The organism is Rhizobium rosettiformans, from assembly GCF_016806065.1.
In the GTDB taxonomy this organism is placed as follows: domain Bacteria; phylum Pseudomonadota; class Alphaproteobacteria; order Rhizobiales; family Rhizobiaceae; genus Allorhizobium.
The window spans coordinates 141,040-156,261 of the sequence record NZ_CP032405.1 but is presented as its reverse complement, the minus strand read 5'-3'; the positions used below and the strand labels follow the sequence as shown (position 1 = coordinate 156,261).

Below are 15,222 nucleotides of genomic sequence, written 5' to 3'. Positions count from 1 at the left end.
GCGCTTGCCCGTTGCCGCCTTCCGGCGCCTCCCAGTTTCAAGGAATTCGATCTATGGCCCGCTCCGCCCTTCTCAATGTCATGGTCCAGTCTGCACTCAAGGCCGGCAAGTCGCTGTCGCGCGATTTCGGCGAAGTGCAGAACCTGCAGGTCTCGGTAAAGGGCCCCGGCGATTTCGTCTCGCAGGCCGATTTCCGCGCCGAGAAGATCGTGCGTGAAGAGCTGCTCAAGGCCCGCCCGACCTATGGCTTCCTCGGCGAGGAAGGCGAAGAGATCAAGGGCACCGACGGCGCGCATCGCTGGATCGTCGATCCGCTCGACGGCACCACCAACTTCCTGCACGGCATTCCGCAGTTCGCGGTGTCGATCGCGCTCGAGCGCAATGGCGAGATCGTCGCGGGCGTCATCTTTAATCCGGCGACCGACGAACTTTACACGACGGAAAAGGGTGGCGGCGCCTTCCTCAACGATCGCCGTATTCGCGTCGGCGCCCGCAAGGTGCTGTCCGATTGCGTCGTCGGCTGCGGTGTGCCGCATCTCGGCCGCGGCCAGCACGGCAAGTTTCTCATCGAACTGCGCCATGTCATGGGCGAAGTCTCCGGCGTGCGCCGCATGGGCGCTGCAGCCCTCGATCTTGCCTATGTCGCGGCCGGTCGTCTCGACGGCTTCTGGGAGGCGCAGCTCAATGCCTGGGACATCGCGGCCGGCATTCTCCTGATCAAGGAGGCCGGTGGCTTCGTCTCTGACATGAAGGGCGGCCAGGACATGTTCGAGAACGGCACGGTGCTTGCCGGCAACGAATATATCCGCAAGGCTCTCGAAGAGGTCGTGAACCGTCCGGTGCCGCAGGCCTGATTTCGGCCTTAGGGAAAATTTTCCCAAAGTCCGCGGCTTCAATTCGTCTCAATTTTGCACTAGCCTCCGGTCCAAGATTCCCCGGAGGTTGAGCGTACCATGGCGAAAGTGAAGTTGGAGGATCTCGAGGTGGGTGAGACCCGTCCGGGAGCATACGGCCAGAAGCTCTCCAGCCCGATGCCCTTCTTCACGACGATGGTGATCTTCCTGATCATCGTGTGTTTCATCGCGGCAATCCTCTATCGGCAGGCGCATGCCGCCTTCATCACCAATCCCGGCCTGAACGGCCTGATCCTCGGCGTTCTCGTCGTCGGCATCATCCTCGTCTTTGCCCAGGTTTTGGCGCTTCGACCGGAAGTGCGCTGGTTCAATTCCTTCCGCGCGGCTGGCGACAATGCCATGCTGGTCGGCCGCGACCCTAAGCTGCTGGCGCCGATGCGGGCGCTGATCGGTGGTCGCCGGTCGATGGCGATTTCGACGGCCGCGCTGCGCTCCATTCTCGATTCGATCGGCACACGGCTAGACGAGTCGCGCGACACCACCCGCTATCTGATCGGTCTGCTCGTCTTTCTCGGTCTTCTGGGAACGTTCTGGGGACTGCTCGGCACAATCGGCTCGATCAACGAGGTCATCGGTTCGCTCGATCCTGCGTCGGGCGACGGCAACGACATCCTTCAGTCGCTGAAGGCAGGGCTTACGGCGCCGCTCGCTGGCATGGGCACGGCCTTCTCCTCGTCGCTGCTCGGTCTTTCCGGTTCGCTGATCCTTGGCTTCCTCGATCTCCAGGCTGGTCGCGCGCAGAACAGGTTCTATACCGAACTCGAAAACTGGCTGTCCTCCGTCACCGATCTCGATTCGGAGCGTCCTGTCGCCTCCGCTTCAAACGGCGCTGTTGCGAGTGACGATATCCGCCTGCTGGTCGAGGAAATCCAGAAACTCGCCAGTCGCGAGGGCAATGATCGCTCGGTCGCGGCCATTGCGGGTCTCGCCGAGGGGATCCAGGGGCTGGTCAAGAACATGCGCAACGAGCAGCAGATGCTGCGCGACTGGATCGAAGCCCAGCAGGAAGACGCGCGCGCCATGCGCAAGACGCTGGACCGGTTGAATGACAAGATCGGCGGGGCGAAGTAAATGGCGCTCGGGCGCAACCGCCGCCGCGAGCGCGGTGTCGACTACTGGCCGGGCTTTGTCGATGCCCTGTCGACGCTCCTGCTCGCCATCATGTTTCTGCTCACCGTCTTCGTCATTGCCCAGTTCATTCTGGGTCGGGAGATCTCGGGCAGGGACGAGGTGCTGAACCGGCTCAACAGCCAGATCGCCGAACTCACACAATTGCTGGCACTGGAGAAGAGCGGCAACCAGGATCTCCAGGATACACTGGCATCGCTGCAATCCTCTCTCTCCTCGTCTGAAAGTGAGCGCACCCGGCTGCAGCAATTGCTCGACAGCGGTGCAGGCTCGGCAGATGTCGCCAATCAGAAGGTTGGCCGGCTGACCGATGAACTCGATGCCGAAAGGCAGGTCAGCGCACGGGCCATGAGCCAGATCGAGCTCTTGAATCAGCAGATCGCCGCGCTTCGCGCGCAGATCGCCGCCATCGAAGGTGCGCTCCAGGCCTCCGAAGCCAAGGATCAGGCCTCCCAGGCGCGCATTGCCGATCTCGGCCGTCGCCTCAATGTGGCGCTTGCCCAGCGTGTTCAGGAACTCAACCGCTATCGCTCGGACTTCTTCGGACGGCTGCGCGAAATCCTCTCCGACCGCGAGAATATCCGGATCGTCGGCGACCGCTTCGTCTTCCAGTCGGAAGTGCTCTTCCCCGTCGGTGGCGCCGATCTCGATGCGGCCGGGCAAGGCGAAATGGACAAGCTCGCTGCTGCCATTCTCGAACTCGCCCAGGAAATTCCAGAGGAAATCAACTGGGTGCTCCGGGTCGACGGTCACACCGACGCATCGCCGCTCACAGGCACAGGCCGGTATCGCGACAACTGGGAACTCTCGTCCGCGCGTGCGACATCGGTGGTCAAATACTTGATCTCCAGAGGTGTGCCTGCCAATCGGCTGGTCGCTGCCGGTTTCGGTGAATTCCAACCGATTGCGGAGGGCGATACGCCCGAGACCCTGGCACAGAACCGCCGCATTGAACTCAAACTGACCGAGCGCTGATCCCACCAGCAATTGTTTGTGTGCCAGACAACTTGCGACCTTGCTTACGTGCGCGTAAAAGTAAGAAAAAGCTTGTCGGGAGGAAGGCATGCGGGAATTCGATGTACTCGTCATCGGGGGAGGGCTGGCCGGTCTCGTCGCCGCAACCGAGGCTGCCGATCGCGGTCTGAAGGTCGGGGTGATCGATCAGGAAGGCGAGCAGAACCTCGGAGGGCAGGCTTTCTGGTCGCTGGGCGGGCTGTTCTTTGTCGACAGTCCCGAACAGCGGCGGATGCGTATTCGTGACAGTCTGGAGCTGGCAAGGCAGGACTGGTTCGGATCCGCCGCCTTCGACCGCACGGAAGATTTCTGGCCTCGCCAGTGGGCAGAGGCCTATCTGCAATTTGCCGCCGGCGAGAAGCGTAGCTGGCTGAAAGCCCAGGGTGTCAGCTGGTTTCCTGTGGTGGGATGGGCCGAGCGCGGCGGCGGTCATGCCGATGGACATGGCAACTCGGTTCCGCGTTTCCACGTCACCTGGGGCACAGGCCCCGGCGTGCTTGCGCCCTTCGTGCGTCGCGCCAAGGCGGCATCGGAAGAGGGCAAGCTCACCTTCCTGTTCCGGCATCAGGTCGACCGCCTGACCGTGACGAACGGAGCGGTGACGGGTGCCACCGGCGTTCTTCTGGCCGGTGATGCGACGCCGCGCGGCGGATCGAGTTCCCGCAACGTCGTCGGAGAATTCGAGGTCGAGGCCGGCGCTGTCATCGTGGCTTCGGGCGGCATCGGTGGCAATCACGATCTCGTTCGCAAGAGCTGGCCGCTGGATCGCCTAGGGCCGCCGCCGAAAGCCATGGTCGCGGGCGTACCTGTCCATGTCGATGGCCGCATGCTGTCGATCACCCAGGCTGTCGGCGGCGAGATCATCAATGGCGACCGTATGTGGCACTATACGGAGGGCCTGAAGAACTGGGATCCGATCTGGCCGAACCATGGTATCCGCATCCTTCCGGGGCCATCCTCCTTCTGGTGCGATGCAGACGGCAACCGCTTCCCAGCGCCGGCCATGCCTGGCTTCGATACGCTCGGCACTCTCAAGGAAATCCGGTCGCGCGGGCATGAATATTCCTGGTTCATCCTGAACAAGGCGATCATCAAGAAGGAATTCGCACTGTCCGGTTCGGAGCAAAATCCCGATTTGACGGACAAGAACTTGTCGCTGCTGGCGAAGCGTCTCGGCAAGAACCCGCCGGGCCCGGTCCAGGCCTTCATGGACAAGGGCGAGGATTTTGTCGTGCGCGACAATCTCGAAGATCTCGTTGCGGGGATGAACGAGCTTTCCGGAGAGTATCGGCTTGGCGTCCACCATCTGCGCGCGCAGATCGAAGCGCGTGACCGGGAGATGGAAAACAGCTTCTCCAAGGACGCGCAGGTGACTGCGATCCGTGGCGCCCGCAATTATCTCGGCGACAAGCTGATGCGGACGGCAAAGCCGCACCGGCTGCTCGATCCGGCGGCCGGTCCGCTGATCGGTGTGCGCCTGCACATCCTGACCCGCAAGACGCTGGGCGGCTTGCACACGGATCTTGAGGGGCGCGTGCTGAACCGCGAGAACAAGCCGGTGCCGGGGCTCTACGCCGCCGGGGAAGTGTCCGGTTTCGGCGGTGGCGGCATGCACGGCTACAATGCGCTCGAGGGGACATTCCTCGGCGGCTGCCTGTTCTCCGGCCGCGTGGCGGGAAGAAGCGTCCGGCGATAAAGCCCGCTGCTCTTACTGCGCGGCCGCAGTGAAGTCGCGGCCACCGGTCTCGAACTGCAGACGCGCGAGCTTGGCGTAGAGGCCGCCCTGCTGGATGAGGCTCTGATGTGTGCCTTCCTCCACGATGCGGCCATCGTCGAGCACGAGAATGCGGTCGGCCTTCAGGACCGTTGCGAGCCGGTGAGCGATGACGATGGTGGTGCGGTCGCGCATCAGGCCGTCGAGTGCCTTCTGCACGAGCGTCTCGCTTTCGGCGTCGAGGGCGGACGTTGCTTCATCGAGCAGCAGGAGAGGGGCGTCGCGCAGCAGGGCACGGGCAATCGCGATGCGCTGGCGCTGGCCGCCCGACAAGGTCACGCCCCGTTCGCCGACGATCGTATCGAAGCCGTTCTCGAGGCGACCGATGAACTCACTCGCCTGGGCCGCTTCCGCTGCAACTTCGACCATGCCGCGACAGGCGTTCGGCGTGCCGAAGGCGATGTTGTCGTGGATCGACGAGGCGAAGATCGTGGTGTCCTGCGGGACGATTGCGATCCGGGCGCGTACGGCCTCGGGATCGGCTTCGCGAATGTCGATGCCATCCAGCCGGATGGTGCCGGATAGCGGATCATAGAAGCGCAGGATCAGCGAAAAGATCGTGCTCTTGCCCGCGCCGGAGGGGCCGACGATCGCGACCGTCTCGCCATGGGCAACCGAGAAGGAAAGACCGTTGAGGGCGGATTTGGTCTTCGCCGAAGGATAGCTGAAGTGCACGTCCTCGAAGCGGACACTGCCCTGGGCGGGTTCGGGGAGCGTCTTGGCCACGGCCGGTGCCGCGATGGCCGGGTGCTCGGCGAGAAGCTCATGCAGGCGTTCTGCTGCACCGGCTGCTTGAGAAAGTTCGCCCCAGACCTCCGAAAGCGTACCGAGTGAACCGGCAGCAATCAGCGAGTAGAGAAGAAACTGCCCGAGCGTGCCGCCGCTCATGGTGCCTGCAAGCACGCTTTGTGCGCCGTACCAGAGGACGCCGACGACACTGCCGAAGACCAAGGCGATGGCAACGCCGGTCAGGAGAGAACGCGAGCGGATGGCGGAACGTGCCGCTTCATAGGCGCTTTCGACGGAGGACGAGTAGCGTGTGCGTGCGGCTTCCTCGGCGTTGAAGGCCTGGAGGGTGCGGGCGGCGCCAATGACTTCGCCGGCATAGGACGAGGCTTCCGCGAGCGTGTCCTGGGCGGCACGCGAGCGCTGACGGACCGAGCGCCCGAAACCGACCAGCGGGAAGACGATGACGGGAATCGCCGCAAGCACCATGATCGAGAGCTTCGGGCTTGTTGCGATCATCATGACGACGGCGCCGAGACAGAGAATGGTGTTGCGGAGCGCCAGCGATGCGGTGGCGCCGACGGCCGACTTCAGCTGAGTCGTGTCCGCAGTCAAACGCGAGACGATCTCGCCGGACTGGTTGATGTCGAAGAAGGAGGGCGACAGTTTCGTCACATGGGCGAAGACGTCGCGGCGCAGATCCGCCACCACGCGCTCGCCGATGGTGATGACGTAGTAATAACGAAGGGCGCTGGCGACGGCGAGAACGAGCGCCATGACAATCATCATGGCGAAGTATGCGTTGATAAATTCGCTGTCGGCGGCCTGGAAACCGTGGTCCAGCATGCGCCGGATGGCGATCGGCAGCGCCAGCGTCGTCGCGGCTGCGAGGCAGAGGAAGATCAACGCGCCGGCAACGAGACCCCTGTAGCGCTTGAGGTAAGGAAAGAGGCTGGTCAGAGGCTTCAGAGAGCGTCGTTTCTTGTCTGTTGTGTCGGCTTCCAAGGTCACTCTGTCATGCTCCTTCAGTGCCCAGGTGCTTTCGCGCCATGGCACTTGTTATCCCTGCGTCCTTCATGTATAGGCACGGCATCGAATTGGGAAGCCGTAGCCCAGACGGACTGCGGCTTCATCTATTGAATAGGTCCTGCCGAGGCAATTGCGGCATTTGGACCCCACGGCACAGCAGGAATAGAGCGATGAAGGCTGACATCCATCCAGACTACCACGTCATCAAGGTCGTCATGACCGACGGCACCGAATACGAGACCCGTTCGACCTGGGGTTCGGAAGGCGCCGTCATGAACCTCGAAATCGACCCGACCTCGCACCCGGCCTGGACCGGTGGCAACCAGCAGCTGCTGGACCGCGGTGGTCGCGTTTCGAAGTTCAACAAGCGCTTCGGCGGCCTCGGCCTCTGATCGTTTCGAACGATATGATACAAAAAGCCCGGCCGTTGTGCCGGGCTTTTTGCATTTGCGCCTGCTTCCGTCGGGGCAGTTAAATGGCTGCGAGTCGATCGGCGATCTCTTCGAGTGCTAGATCGTGTTTTTCAGCGAGTGTCAGGCCGAAGCGCTCCAGCTTCGAAATGTTCTCGGGCGTCGCGTCGTCGAGCGCGTCATTCACGCCGACGAGCGGTGCATCCAGCCGAAAATAGTTGAGCGTCTTCCGGTTGGCTGTCGTGACCACCGTCGCACCATCGGAGAAGCGGGGCGGGTCGACGTTCAACAGCTTGTTCAACTGGTAGGATGTCGTGCTCGACTGTCCCTGCATCAGCACGGAAATCAGCGGCGTGTCGTTGGCCGGGTTGATCCAGCCACCCGCGCCCCAGCTCTTGGCCTGCTGGTAGGGGATCTTGCGGTTGGCCGATCCCGTTCCCAGCGACAGGATGACGAGGTCATTGTCACGCCAGCCGAGCTTGCAGCCCTCGACATAGGCGGCCATGGCTGGATCGTTGGCGAAGACGCCGCCATCAATCAGCGGGATGGCCGGGATCTGTCCATGACTTTGACCAGCAAGGTCCTCGACCATGGCCGGCTCGAAATAGGTCGGTGCGGCCGACGAGCCACGCACGGCCTGCCAGAAGAGGAAGCGCTCGTGATCCTTGTCAGCATTGGTCATGAAGACCGCACGCCGCGCATGGATGTCATAGGCGGTGATCAGAACCTTCCCGAGTGCGTCCTTGATCTCGCTTTTCTCCCCAAGCATCTGCCGCAGGATCTTTTCGAGCGGTGCGGCATCGTAGCGTTCCTCGAACAATCCGCCGAAATTGGCGATCTTGCGGAAGAGGCCGATGTTGAAGATTTCCGCGCCCTTGCGCTTGTAGAGATCGAGCAGTGTCCAGGGGTCGGCGGCCGGCTCAGCGGGTTTCCCCGGCTTCGGACAGGTCAGCCCCGCTGCTATGATCGCACCCGTCGATGTCCCGGCGATCAGATGGAAATAGCGATGCAGTGGCAGACGCTTGTCCCGCTTCTCGAGCTTATCCTTAAGGACGGTCAGGACAGCGGCCGGGATTGTTCCCCTGATGCCGCCGCCATCGATCGAAAGAATGAACCTTGCCATGTGCTCAACTCCCCCTGTTCAGAAGAGTGTCGCACAATATTTAAAGTTGTAAATGTGAATTTTTGCAATCGAGCTTGTTCAAGCGTGAAAAGACCCGGCGCAGCTTTCGCTGGCCGGGTCGAGGTCGTGCTTGAGGCGTGATCAGCCTGCGTTGAAAGCGGTGCGCAGCAGGTTAAGCTGTGCCTGAACGCTGTTTTCGTTGTCCGGCTGGAATTCTTCTTCGCTGGCCGGACGATAGATTTCGCGGTCGAGCAGGGCGATGCGGTTCTGAAGGCGCAGCGAGCGCTCGACGAGATCGCGGAAGGCTTCCGGCAGGTCGTTCCAGCCTGGTGCTGCGCGATCGACGTTGAAGCCGTCGAGACGCACCTTGCTCTTTTCGGAGAGAACCTGATCGCGGCTCATCTCGCCATTGTTCACGGCGCGCTGCAGAAGGAGCCAGGAGGCCATCTGCATCAGGCGCGTGGTCAGGCGCATCGATTCCGCCGCGTAGAGAACGGAGGCCTGGCGGGGCAATACCTTTGCGGCTGCGCGACCCGGGCCATCGAGATAGGCGGCGGTTTCTTCAACAAGGCCCATGCCCTCGGCATAGGTCGCCTTGAACTGGCTGGACGCTGCCACACGACCGGCAAAGCTAACCGTATTCATACCGAGTTCAGACATGGATGTTTCCCTGTAAACGCATCACTTAGGCATGTAACGACAGCGCTACAAACTTGTTCCTGCCGCATTTTGTGAGGCTACGATGCTACCAATAGCCCAAATCCGCAAGGCGAAACTTAAGGAAGGGTTAATTCCCACACTTTCGTGAAACCTTTGCCGTTTTGGGCAAAAAAAGAGCCGCAGATGCGGCTCTCAAGGTAAAACAGGGAGAAATCAGAAGGAGTTTCCATGAAACGAACCAGCTGAGCCCGAAGATCGGGGTGACTGTAGTTTCCCTGAAATGGCTTAATAAACGGTAAACGCCAAGATGAGATTCAGATCGTTTCAAGACATCACGGGCGTCTCACCGAATATTGACGGCTAAGACCTCGGTCCAAACAGGCTGTCTGCGGCTTTCCTGCCAGCTTCCTTGCGGTCGATCTCCGCCCTGATTCGATCAATCTCGGCTTCCAGAAGCGAAATGCGGTGGCGCAGTTCGTCAGCCGATATGGCCGAGAGCTCGCAGCCAAGCTCGTGGCCAGTGCTGCGCTTGCGTGCTTCTTCATCGATGATCATGTGCGTGCCTCCATTTCCGGAGTGTCGTCCAACTCATCCTGCTCCGGCAAGGGGGCTGCACGCGGATCGAGGCTCAGGCCTTCCGGCGTGCTGCTCATCGGCGATGCCGAGATCGGCAGGTTCGGTACGTTCTCACGATCCTCGGCCGGGATCGCGGCACGTGTCCGGCTGCGATAGATCGCGTAGCCCGAGATCAGCAGGTGCGCAAATGCGGTCACTGCAAAGAGTGCATAGGGGCCGGCCGCCGTCATGACCGGGCCGCCGAGCGTCGGTCCGATGATCGTGCCGATGCCGAAGAGCAGCAGCAGACCGCCGGAGACCTTCACGAACTCGTCGGGTTTGGCGAAGTCGTTGGCATGGGCGACGGCGATCGGATAGAGCGCATTGGCCGCCGCGCCGTAGATGCCGACGAAGATGAAGATCCAGAGCGGGTCAGACGGCGTGATTGCGACCATGGCGAGGGCGGCGAAGGCCGCGAGCGCCGAGAGTGCTGCCAGGACGTAGCGGCGATCGATGCGATCGGAGAGCTTGCCGGCCGGAAACTGCATGATGGCGCCGAGGAAGATCGTGACCGACAGGAGCAGCGCGATGGTGGACGGGTCGAGACCGACACGCGATCCGAAAACAGCTCCGAGCGTGCCATAGGCGCCATTGGCGATGCCGATCATGAGGATGCCGACGAAGGAAACGGGTGAGTTGCGGTAGAGCAGTGGCAAGTCAAGCTTGATCGACCGAAGCGGCTGCGGCGTGGCAGCGGTCGACATCAAGGTCGGCATGATGGCGAAACCGTAGACGATGCCGCAGATCATGAAGAGAATGGTCGTTGCCGGGTCAAAGGCACCGACCAGCATCTGTCCCGCTACCACACCGATCAGCGTGATCGAGATGTAGAACGAGAAAATCATGCCGCGGCTCTCATTGGTCGCGCGCTCGTTCAGCCAGCTCTCGATGATCATCGACGTGCCTGCGGTGCAGAAACCTGTGATGACGCGCAGCGCGACCCACCAGGTCGCATCGACAACGATGCCGGTCAGGAGCGCGTTCACCAGAATAAGGGCAACGAAGGTCGAGAAGGCCCGGACGTGGCCGACCCGCACGACCAGCTTGGGTGCCACGAAGCAGCCGAGCACGAAGCCGGCAGCCCAGGTGGTTCCGAGCAGGCCGAGGACTTCGTTGGAATAGCCTTCGGCTGCCCCACGCACGGGCAGGAGCAGACCATGCAGGCCGTTTCCGAGGAAGAGGAAGAGCGTGCCCAGAAGCAGGGCCATTACCGGCAGAAGATTACGTCTCATGGCATTCTTGTCGATTGGTGTGGAGGGCGCCCGAATCGGAGGAGCACGGCAGAATCACAATAGAAGGATCTTCCTACCGTTGTCTGAATGCGACCTTGGTGCTTGCAGGATCAAGTTCTGGCGGGCAAAAGTGACAGCGGTGTGGCTGTCCCGCCGCATCAAGAGCCGTCGGCGCGGCATCCCGTCCGGGCTCCACAGGGAAATTCAATGACCAAGGCCATATCCGCCTTCCTGATCCTCGCCATGATCGTGCAGATCATCAAGCCGCTTGGCCTTCCGGGCCTGAGGCGACGCAGCGATTTCTGGAAACTCGCCATCGTCGCCTTCGTCACCTGGTCGGTTACGCTTCTGATTCGACCCTGAGATCTCTTACTGAGGTGCTGCTGCCTTCTCCGTCTTCCACTCGGGCAAGGGGAAGACGCGGTCATAGGCCCAATTGAAGACGAAGGCATAGACCAGGTAGAAAAGGGCAAAGGCGACGTCCATGACGAAGGCCTGCCAGAGGCTGATCTGCAGATACCAGGCGATGAACGGCATCAGGATCATCAGCAGGCCGGCCTCGAAGAGGACGGCGTGAAGGACACGCACAGGCACCGTCTTCAGCGTCGTGCCGGTAAGGCGGCGCAGAAGGTGGTCGAATCCGAGATTGTAGATATAGTTCCAGAAGGTCGCGAGGGTCGCGCCCACGACGCCGACAACGCCGATGTCCTTCGCTGGCATCGAGAAGGCCAGGGTGCCCAGCGGCACGATCAGGGCCAGTCCGATGAGTTCAAAGCTTATTGCGTGACGAATACGATCTGCGGTCTTCCGCATGTTCTTCCCTCCGGGAAAACAGGCGGGTCGTCCCGCAGTCAATCAGGCCCATTGTGGGGAGGTCGTCCTCGGGCACTGATATAGTCATGTGGAACGGAGGCGGCAAGGTACGCTCGTCGAAGTTTTCGGCCGGGATCCGGGGAGTGCGCGGGCGTGCGGGAAACTAGAGCGCCAGTTGACCCCGCATGACAAGGACCGAGCTTCCGGTGATCTCGACATGGTCGAAGGCGCCGTTGCTTGTCCGTACGGCAAGCCTGATCAGGCTGCGGCGCCCCATCTCCACGCCCTGTTCCACGAGAAGGTACCGCTCTTCCGGTGCCTGTGCGAGCGTCGTCAGAAAGGCGCCGAGGGCTGCGGATGCGCTGCCGGTCGCCGGGTCTTCGGGTACATTGTCGAACGGTGCAAACATGCGCGCACGCAGATGGTCCGGCCCGACCCAGGTGTAGAGGAAGGTGGCGCAGTCGCAATCTTCGCCGGCATGCATCTGCCTCAGGGCCGTCAGCGGCTCCAGGCGAGACGCAGCCCTTGCCAGCGCGTCGAGGTTTGCCACCTCGACCAGGATGAACTTCAGGCCGACGGAGGCGAATGTCGGTTGATGCCGGCTGGTGACAATGTCCTCCGGCGCAAGGGCGATGCAGGGTGCCATGATCTCGGGTGCAATCGATGCGCCTGTTGTCAGGGGGCCGGGTGCCCGGATGGTTGTTGCCGTCACCATGCCGTCTGCGTCACGGTTCACGCTCACCTCGACGAGCCCTGCCTTCTCCTCGAAGCGAAGGCGATCTCCGACAGGCTTGCCGAAGACGTTGCCCTCGATGGCCAGCGCATGGGCTGTGCCGACATTGGGATGTCCGGCAAAGGGCACTTCCGTGACCGGTGTGAAGATGCGGACTTCTGCGGTATTGCCTGGATCCTGAGGCGGCAGCACAAATGTCGTCTCGGAATAGCCGAACTCGGCCGCGATTTCCTGCATCTCCTTATCGCTCAAGCCCCGGGCGTCGGTGATCACGGCAAGCGGATTGCCGCAGAAGCGCGTATCGGTGAAAACGTCGAGGGTGACGAAGGGAATGCTGCGGGAAGGGGACGGCATGATGGCTCCAGAGGATTCTAGCGCATCCTGATAACGCAAGAAGCCCGGCACATGGCCGGGCTTTCGTGTCCTGATGACAAGATTTCGCGTGCGGCCGCGGATCAACCGGAGGCCGTGAACGCCGTCTATTCGGCGGCGATCGCGCCGACCTTGTTGACGCTTGCGGCATAGATCTGGTCGATGGTTGCGGCGATGCTCGCATTGAATTCGGCGTCGCTCATCGAGACGCGCAGCTTCTCGGCCAGCGCACGCGAGAAGCTTGCGATCATCCCGTGGTTCTGGCTCAGCTTTTCACAGGCGTCGGCCGTGCTGTAGCCTCCGGAGAGTGCGACGACCCGAACGACGGAGGGATGCGAAACGAGAGGCGCGTAGAAATCGGCGACTGTCGGAATGGTCAGCTTCAGCATGACCTTGTCGCCGGAGGGCAGCTTGTTGAGCTCGGCGGCGATCTCTTCGCGAAGGATGGTCTCGGCCTCGGCCTTGCTCGGGCTCTTGATCGAAACTTCCGGTTCGACGATCGGGACGAGACCCTGGCCGATGATCTGGCGCGCGACTTCGAACTGCTGTTTGACCACGGCTGCGATGCCGGCCTTGTCGGCATGGGCGATGACCGAGCGCATCTTTGTGCCGAAGATGCCCTTCTCGCGGCCGCGGATCAGGAGCGCGTCGAGGTCGGGCATGGGCTTCATCAGCTGAACGCCGTACTCTTCGTCACGCAGTCCCTTGTCGATCTTGAGAAAGGGCACGACGCCACGCTTTTCCCAAAGGAAGGAGGGGACGGGCTCGCCGTCGACATCGCCGTCCATGGTGCGCTCGAAGAGGATCGCGCCGATGACCTTGTCGCCGGAGAAGGCCGGTGCCTTCATGATGCGCACGCGCATGGCGTGGATCAGGCGATACATTTCGTCATCACCGCTGTAATCGGTTTCGGCGACGCCGTAGAGGCGCAGGGCGCCGGGTGTCGAACCCCCACTCTGGTCCAGCGCGGCGATGAAGCCGGGCGCCGAGGTGATCTTGTTCAACATCTTTGCGTCCACCATAACTCACTCCTATCCCGATCATGGCGCGCAACGCGCCGGACAATTCTTATAGTCGTAGACGGACCACGCGGCCGCCCCGGTTACTCTTCGACCGCTTTCAGGTCATTCCGACCTTCGTGTCTCCGGCGATAACAGAACTTCCGCGACGGGAAAATGGTGCGCTAACCTATTGAAACGATTGAAATCATTTCAATCGTTTGAAAATTCAAAGATTTTTAAATGTGTTTCAAACGAAGTTAGCTTCGCGGTCCTTCCAGCGCCTTCCTCCCAATAGCCCTTTAAAGATCCGAACCCGTTGACTGTGCCTGAGGTTCCCTCACGAGGATGGTAACACGTCTCCCTCGACGGCCAAATTACGGTACGAAAAAACCGCGCGCCCAGGAGGCACGCGGTTCATTGGAGGTATCGGGCTTTAAGGTCGGTATCGCTCAGCCTTTGGTCAGGACAGCAACGCCTGGCAGTTCCTTGCCTTCCATCCATTCCAGGAAGGCGCCGCCGGCGGTCGAGACATAGGAGAAGTCGTCCGCGACTTCGGCATGGTTGAGCGCCGAGACCGTGTCGCCGCCGCCAGCGACGGATACGAGCTTGCCGGCTCTTGTCTGTTCAGCGGCATGCAGGGCTGCTGAAACCGTCGCCTTGTCGAAAGGGGCGATCTCGAAGGCGCCGAGCGGGCCGTTCCAGACCAGGGTCGCGGCCTTGCCGATCCAGCCATTGATCAGCTCGACGGATTTCGGGCCGACATCGAGCATCATGGCATCGGCAGGGATGGCGTTTATGTCGACGGTTTCATTGGCGGCGTTCGCCTTGAATTCGCGCGCAACGACGCCGTCCACCGGAAGCACGATGGCGCAGCCGGCGGTCTTTGCTGTTTCCATGATCGAGCGGGCGGTGTCTGCAAGGTCGTGCTCGCAGAGCGACTTGCCGACATTGATGCCCTGGGCGGCGATAAAGGTGTTGGCCATGCCGCCGCCGATGACGAGCGCGTCGACCTTGGTCACGAGGTTGGACAGGAGGTCGATCTTGGTCGAAACCTTGGCGCCGCCGACAATGGCAACGACGGGGCGCGTCGGCTGTCCGAGGCCCTTTTCGAGGGCTTCGAGTTCGGCCTGCATGGTGCGACCGGCATAGGCAGGCAGGTGGTGTGCGAGGCCTTCGGTCGAGGCATGGGCGCGGTGCGCTGCCGAGAAGGCGTCGTTGACGTAGAGGTCGCCGTTCTTGGCGAGCTCAGCCGTAAAGCCGGGTTCGTTCTTCTCTTCGCCCTTGTGGAAGCGGGTGTTTTCGAGAAGCAGGATGTCGCCATTTTCCATCTTGGCGATGGCATCTGCTGCCGGGGCGCCGATGCAGTCGGAGGCGAAGGCGACGCGCTGGTCGAGGACTTCCTCGACGGCCGGGGCAATCAGCGACAGCGACTGGTCGGCCACCGGTTCACCCTTGGGGCGGCCGAAATGCGCCAGCAGGATGACCTTGGCACCCTTCTCAGACAGTTCGAGGATCGTCGGCGCCACACGCTCGATGCGCGTCGTGTCGGAAACCTTGCCGTCGGTGACGGGTACGTTGAGGTCGACGCGGACAAGCACACGCTTGCCTGCGATGTCGGTGAGATCGTCGAGTGTCTTGAAAGCCGGCATGGAATTACCCGTCTTGAATGCTGTTGAAC

15 protein-coding genes are annotated in these 15,222 nt (G+C 61.7%); 6 read left to right on the top strand and 9 right to left on the bottom strand.

Annotated elements, in window-relative coordinates:
- Positions 1-53: 53 nt before the first annotated feature.
- From D4A92_RS00855 to D4A92_RS00840, 4 genes are all read left to right on the top strand, one after another.
- The gene (locus tag D4A92_RS00855) at positions 54-854 is read left to right on the top strand and encodes an inositol monophosphatase family protein (RefSeq protein ID WP_203017473.1); all 801 of its coding nucleotides are present in this window, start codon (positions 54-56) and stop codon (positions 852-854) included.
- 99 nt (positions 855-953) lie between these two features.
- Positions 954-1,985, top strand: coding sequence for a flagellar motor protein MotA (locus D4A92_RS00850; protein ID WP_203017472.1), 1,032 nt, complete (start codon positions 954-956; stop codon positions 1,983-1,985).
- Positions 1,986-3,017 (top strand): peptidoglycan -binding protein, encoded by a 1,032-nt coding sequence (locus tag D4A92_RS00845; protein ID WP_203017471.1) that lies wholly within the window; start codon positions 1,986-1,988, stop codon positions 3,015-3,017.
- Between the two features lie 88 nt (positions 3,018-3,105).
- Positions 3,106-4,752, top strand: coding sequence for an FAD-binding dehydrogenase (locus D4A92_RS00840; protein ID WP_203017470.1), 1,647 nt, complete (start codon positions 3,106-3,108; stop codon positions 4,750-4,752).
- Positions 4,753-4,764: 12 nt separating this feature from the next.
- Here D4A92_RS00840 and D4A92_RS00835 read toward each other — a convergent pair whose 3' ends face one another.
- Positions 4,765-6,567: an ABC transporter transmembrane domain-containing protein gene (locus D4A92_RS00835; RefSeq protein WP_203017469.1), complete on the bottom strand. Its 1,803-nt coding sequence runs from the start codon at positions 6,565-6,567 to the stop codon at positions 4,765-4,767.
- Between the two features lie 188 nt (positions 6,568-6,755).
- Here D4A92_RS00835 and rpmE point away from each other — a divergent pair, with 188 nt between their 5' ends.
- Positions 6,756-6,977 (top strand): 50S ribosomal protein L31, encoded by a 222-nt coding sequence (gene rpmE / locus D4A92_RS00830; RefSeq protein WP_006726858.1) that lies wholly within the window; start codon positions 6,756-6,758, stop codon positions 6,975-6,977.
- Between the two features lie 79 nt (positions 6,978-7,056).
- Here the strand turns inward: rpmE and D4A92_RS00825 are convergent, their stop codons facing one another.
- The 4 genes from D4A92_RS00825 to D4A92_RS00810 form a co-directional block, all read right to left on the bottom strand.
- Entirely contained in the window at positions 7,057-8,118 is a 1,062-nt protein-coding gene (locus tag D4A92_RS00825; RefSeq protein ID WP_203017468.1) for a patatin-like phospholipase family protein, read from the bottom strand.
- A gap of 141 nt (positions 8,119-8,259) precedes the next feature.
- Positions 8,260-8,778, bottom strand: coding sequence for a DUF1465 family protein (locus D4A92_RS00820; RefSeq protein WP_054148260.1), 519 nt, complete (start codon positions 8,776-8,778; stop codon positions 8,260-8,262).
- A 360-nt stretch (positions 8,779-9,138) separates the two neighbouring features.
- Entirely contained in the window at positions 9,139-9,333 is a 195-nt protein-coding gene (locus D4A92_RS00815) for a DUF1192 domain-containing protein (RefSeq protein ID WP_203017467.1), read from the bottom strand.
- A complete protein-coding gene (locus tag D4A92_RS00810; RefSeq protein WP_203017466.1) occupies positions 9,330-10,625 on the bottom strand; it encodes an MFS transporter in 1,296 nt (431 codons plus the stop codon). Before D4A92_RS00810 ends, D4A92_RS00815 begins: the two co-directional genes overlap by 4 nt.
- Before the next feature lie 207 nt (positions 10,626-10,832).
- Here D4A92_RS00810 and D4A92_RS00805 point away from each other — a divergent pair, with 207 nt between their 5' ends.
- A complete protein-coding gene (locus tag D4A92_RS00805; RefSeq protein ID WP_006726853.1) occupies positions 10,833-10,988 on the top strand; it encodes a hypothetical protein in 156 nt (51 codons plus the stop codon).
- A gap of 6 nt (positions 10,989-10,994) precedes the next feature.
- Here the strand turns inward: D4A92_RS00805 and D4A92_RS00800 are convergent, their stop codons facing one another.
- The 4 genes from D4A92_RS00800 to D4A92_RS00785 form a co-directional block, all read right to left on the bottom strand.
- The gene (locus D4A92_RS00800; protein ID WP_203017464.1) at positions 10,995-11,438 is read right to left on the bottom strand and encodes a PACE efflux transporter; all 444 of its coding nucleotides are present in this window, start codon (positions 11,436-11,438) and stop codon (positions 10,995-10,997) included.
- A gap of 163 nt (positions 11,439-11,601) precedes the next feature.
- Positions 11,602-12,525 carry a PhzF family phenazine biosynthesis protein gene (locus tag D4A92_RS00795; RefSeq protein WP_203017463.1) on the bottom strand — a complete coding sequence of 308 codons (924 nt, stop codon included), beginning with the start codon at positions 12,523-12,525 and terminating at the stop codon, positions 11,602-11,604.
- Positions 12,526-12,650: 125 nt separating this feature from the next.
- Positions 12,651-13,565 carry a fructose bisphosphate aldolase gene (locus D4A92_RS00790; RefSeq protein WP_203017462.1) on the bottom strand — a complete coding sequence of 305 codons (915 nt, stop codon included), beginning with the start codon at positions 13,563-13,565 and terminating at the stop codon, positions 12,651-12,653.
- 428 nt (positions 13,566-13,993) lie between these two features.
- A complete protein-coding gene (locus D4A92_RS00785; RefSeq protein ID WP_203017461.1) occupies positions 13,994-15,193 on the bottom strand; it encodes a phosphoglycerate kinase in 1,200 nt (399 codons plus the stop codon).
- Between the last annotated feature and the right edge of the window lie 29 nt (positions 15,194-15,222).

Bases quoted from the DNA above. Each gene is read 5' to 3' on its own strand.
- D4A92_RS00790 (WP_203017462.1), bottom strand. From the start codon at position 13,565: ATGGTGGACGCAAAGATGTTGAACAAGATCACCTCGGCGCCCGGCTTC.
- D4A92_RS00845 (WP_203017471.1), top strand. From the start codon at position 1,986: ATGGCGCTCGGGCGCAACCGCCGCCGCGAGCGCGGTGTCGACTACTGG.
- D4A92_RS00800 (WP_203017464.1), bottom strand. From the start codon at position 11,438: ATGCGGAAGACCGCAGATCGTATTCGTCACGCAATAAGCTTTGAACTC.
- D4A92_RS00820 (WP_054148260.1), bottom strand. From the start codon at position 8,778: ATGTCTGAACTCGGTATGAATACGGTTAGCTTTGCCGGTCGTGTGGCA.
- rpmE (WP_006726858.1), top strand. From the start codon at position 6,756: ATGAAGGCTGACATCCATCCAGACTACCACGTCATCAAGGTCGTCATG.
- D4A92_RS00855 (WP_203017473.1), top strand. From the start codon at position 54: ATGGCCCGCTCCGCCCTTCTCAATGTCATGGTCCAGTCTGCACTCAAG.
- D4A92_RS00840 (WP_203017470.1), top strand. From the start codon at position 3,106: ATGCGGGAATTCGATGTACTCGTCATCGGGGGAGGGCTGGCCGGTCTC.
- D4A92_RS00805 (WP_006726853.1), top strand. From the start codon at position 10,833: ATGACCAAGGCCATATCCGCCTTCCTGATCCTCGCCATGATCGTGCAG.
- D4A92_RS00795 (WP_203017463.1), bottom strand. From the start codon at position 12,525: ATGCCGTCCCCTTCCCGCAGCATTCCCTTCGTCACCCTCGACGTTTTC.
- D4A92_RS00850 (WP_203017472.1), top strand. From the start codon at position 954: ATGGCGAAAGTGAAGTTGGAGGATCTCGAGGTGGGTGAGACCCGTCCG.
- D4A92_RS00810 (WP_203017466.1), bottom strand. From the start codon at position 10,625: ATGAGACGTAATCTTCTGCCGGTAATGGCCCTGCTTCTGGGCACGCTC.
- D4A92_RS00785 (WP_203017461.1), bottom strand. From the start codon at position 15,193: ATGCCGGCTTTCAAGACACTCGACGATCTCACCGACATCGCAGGCAAG.
- D4A92_RS00815 (WP_203017467.1), bottom strand. From the start codon at position 9,333: ATGATCATCGATGAAGAAGCACGCAAGCGCAGCACTGGCCACGAGCTT.
- D4A92_RS00825 (WP_203017468.1), bottom strand. From the start codon at position 8,118: ATGGCAAGGTTCATTCTTTCGATCGATGGCGGCGGCATCAGGGGAACA.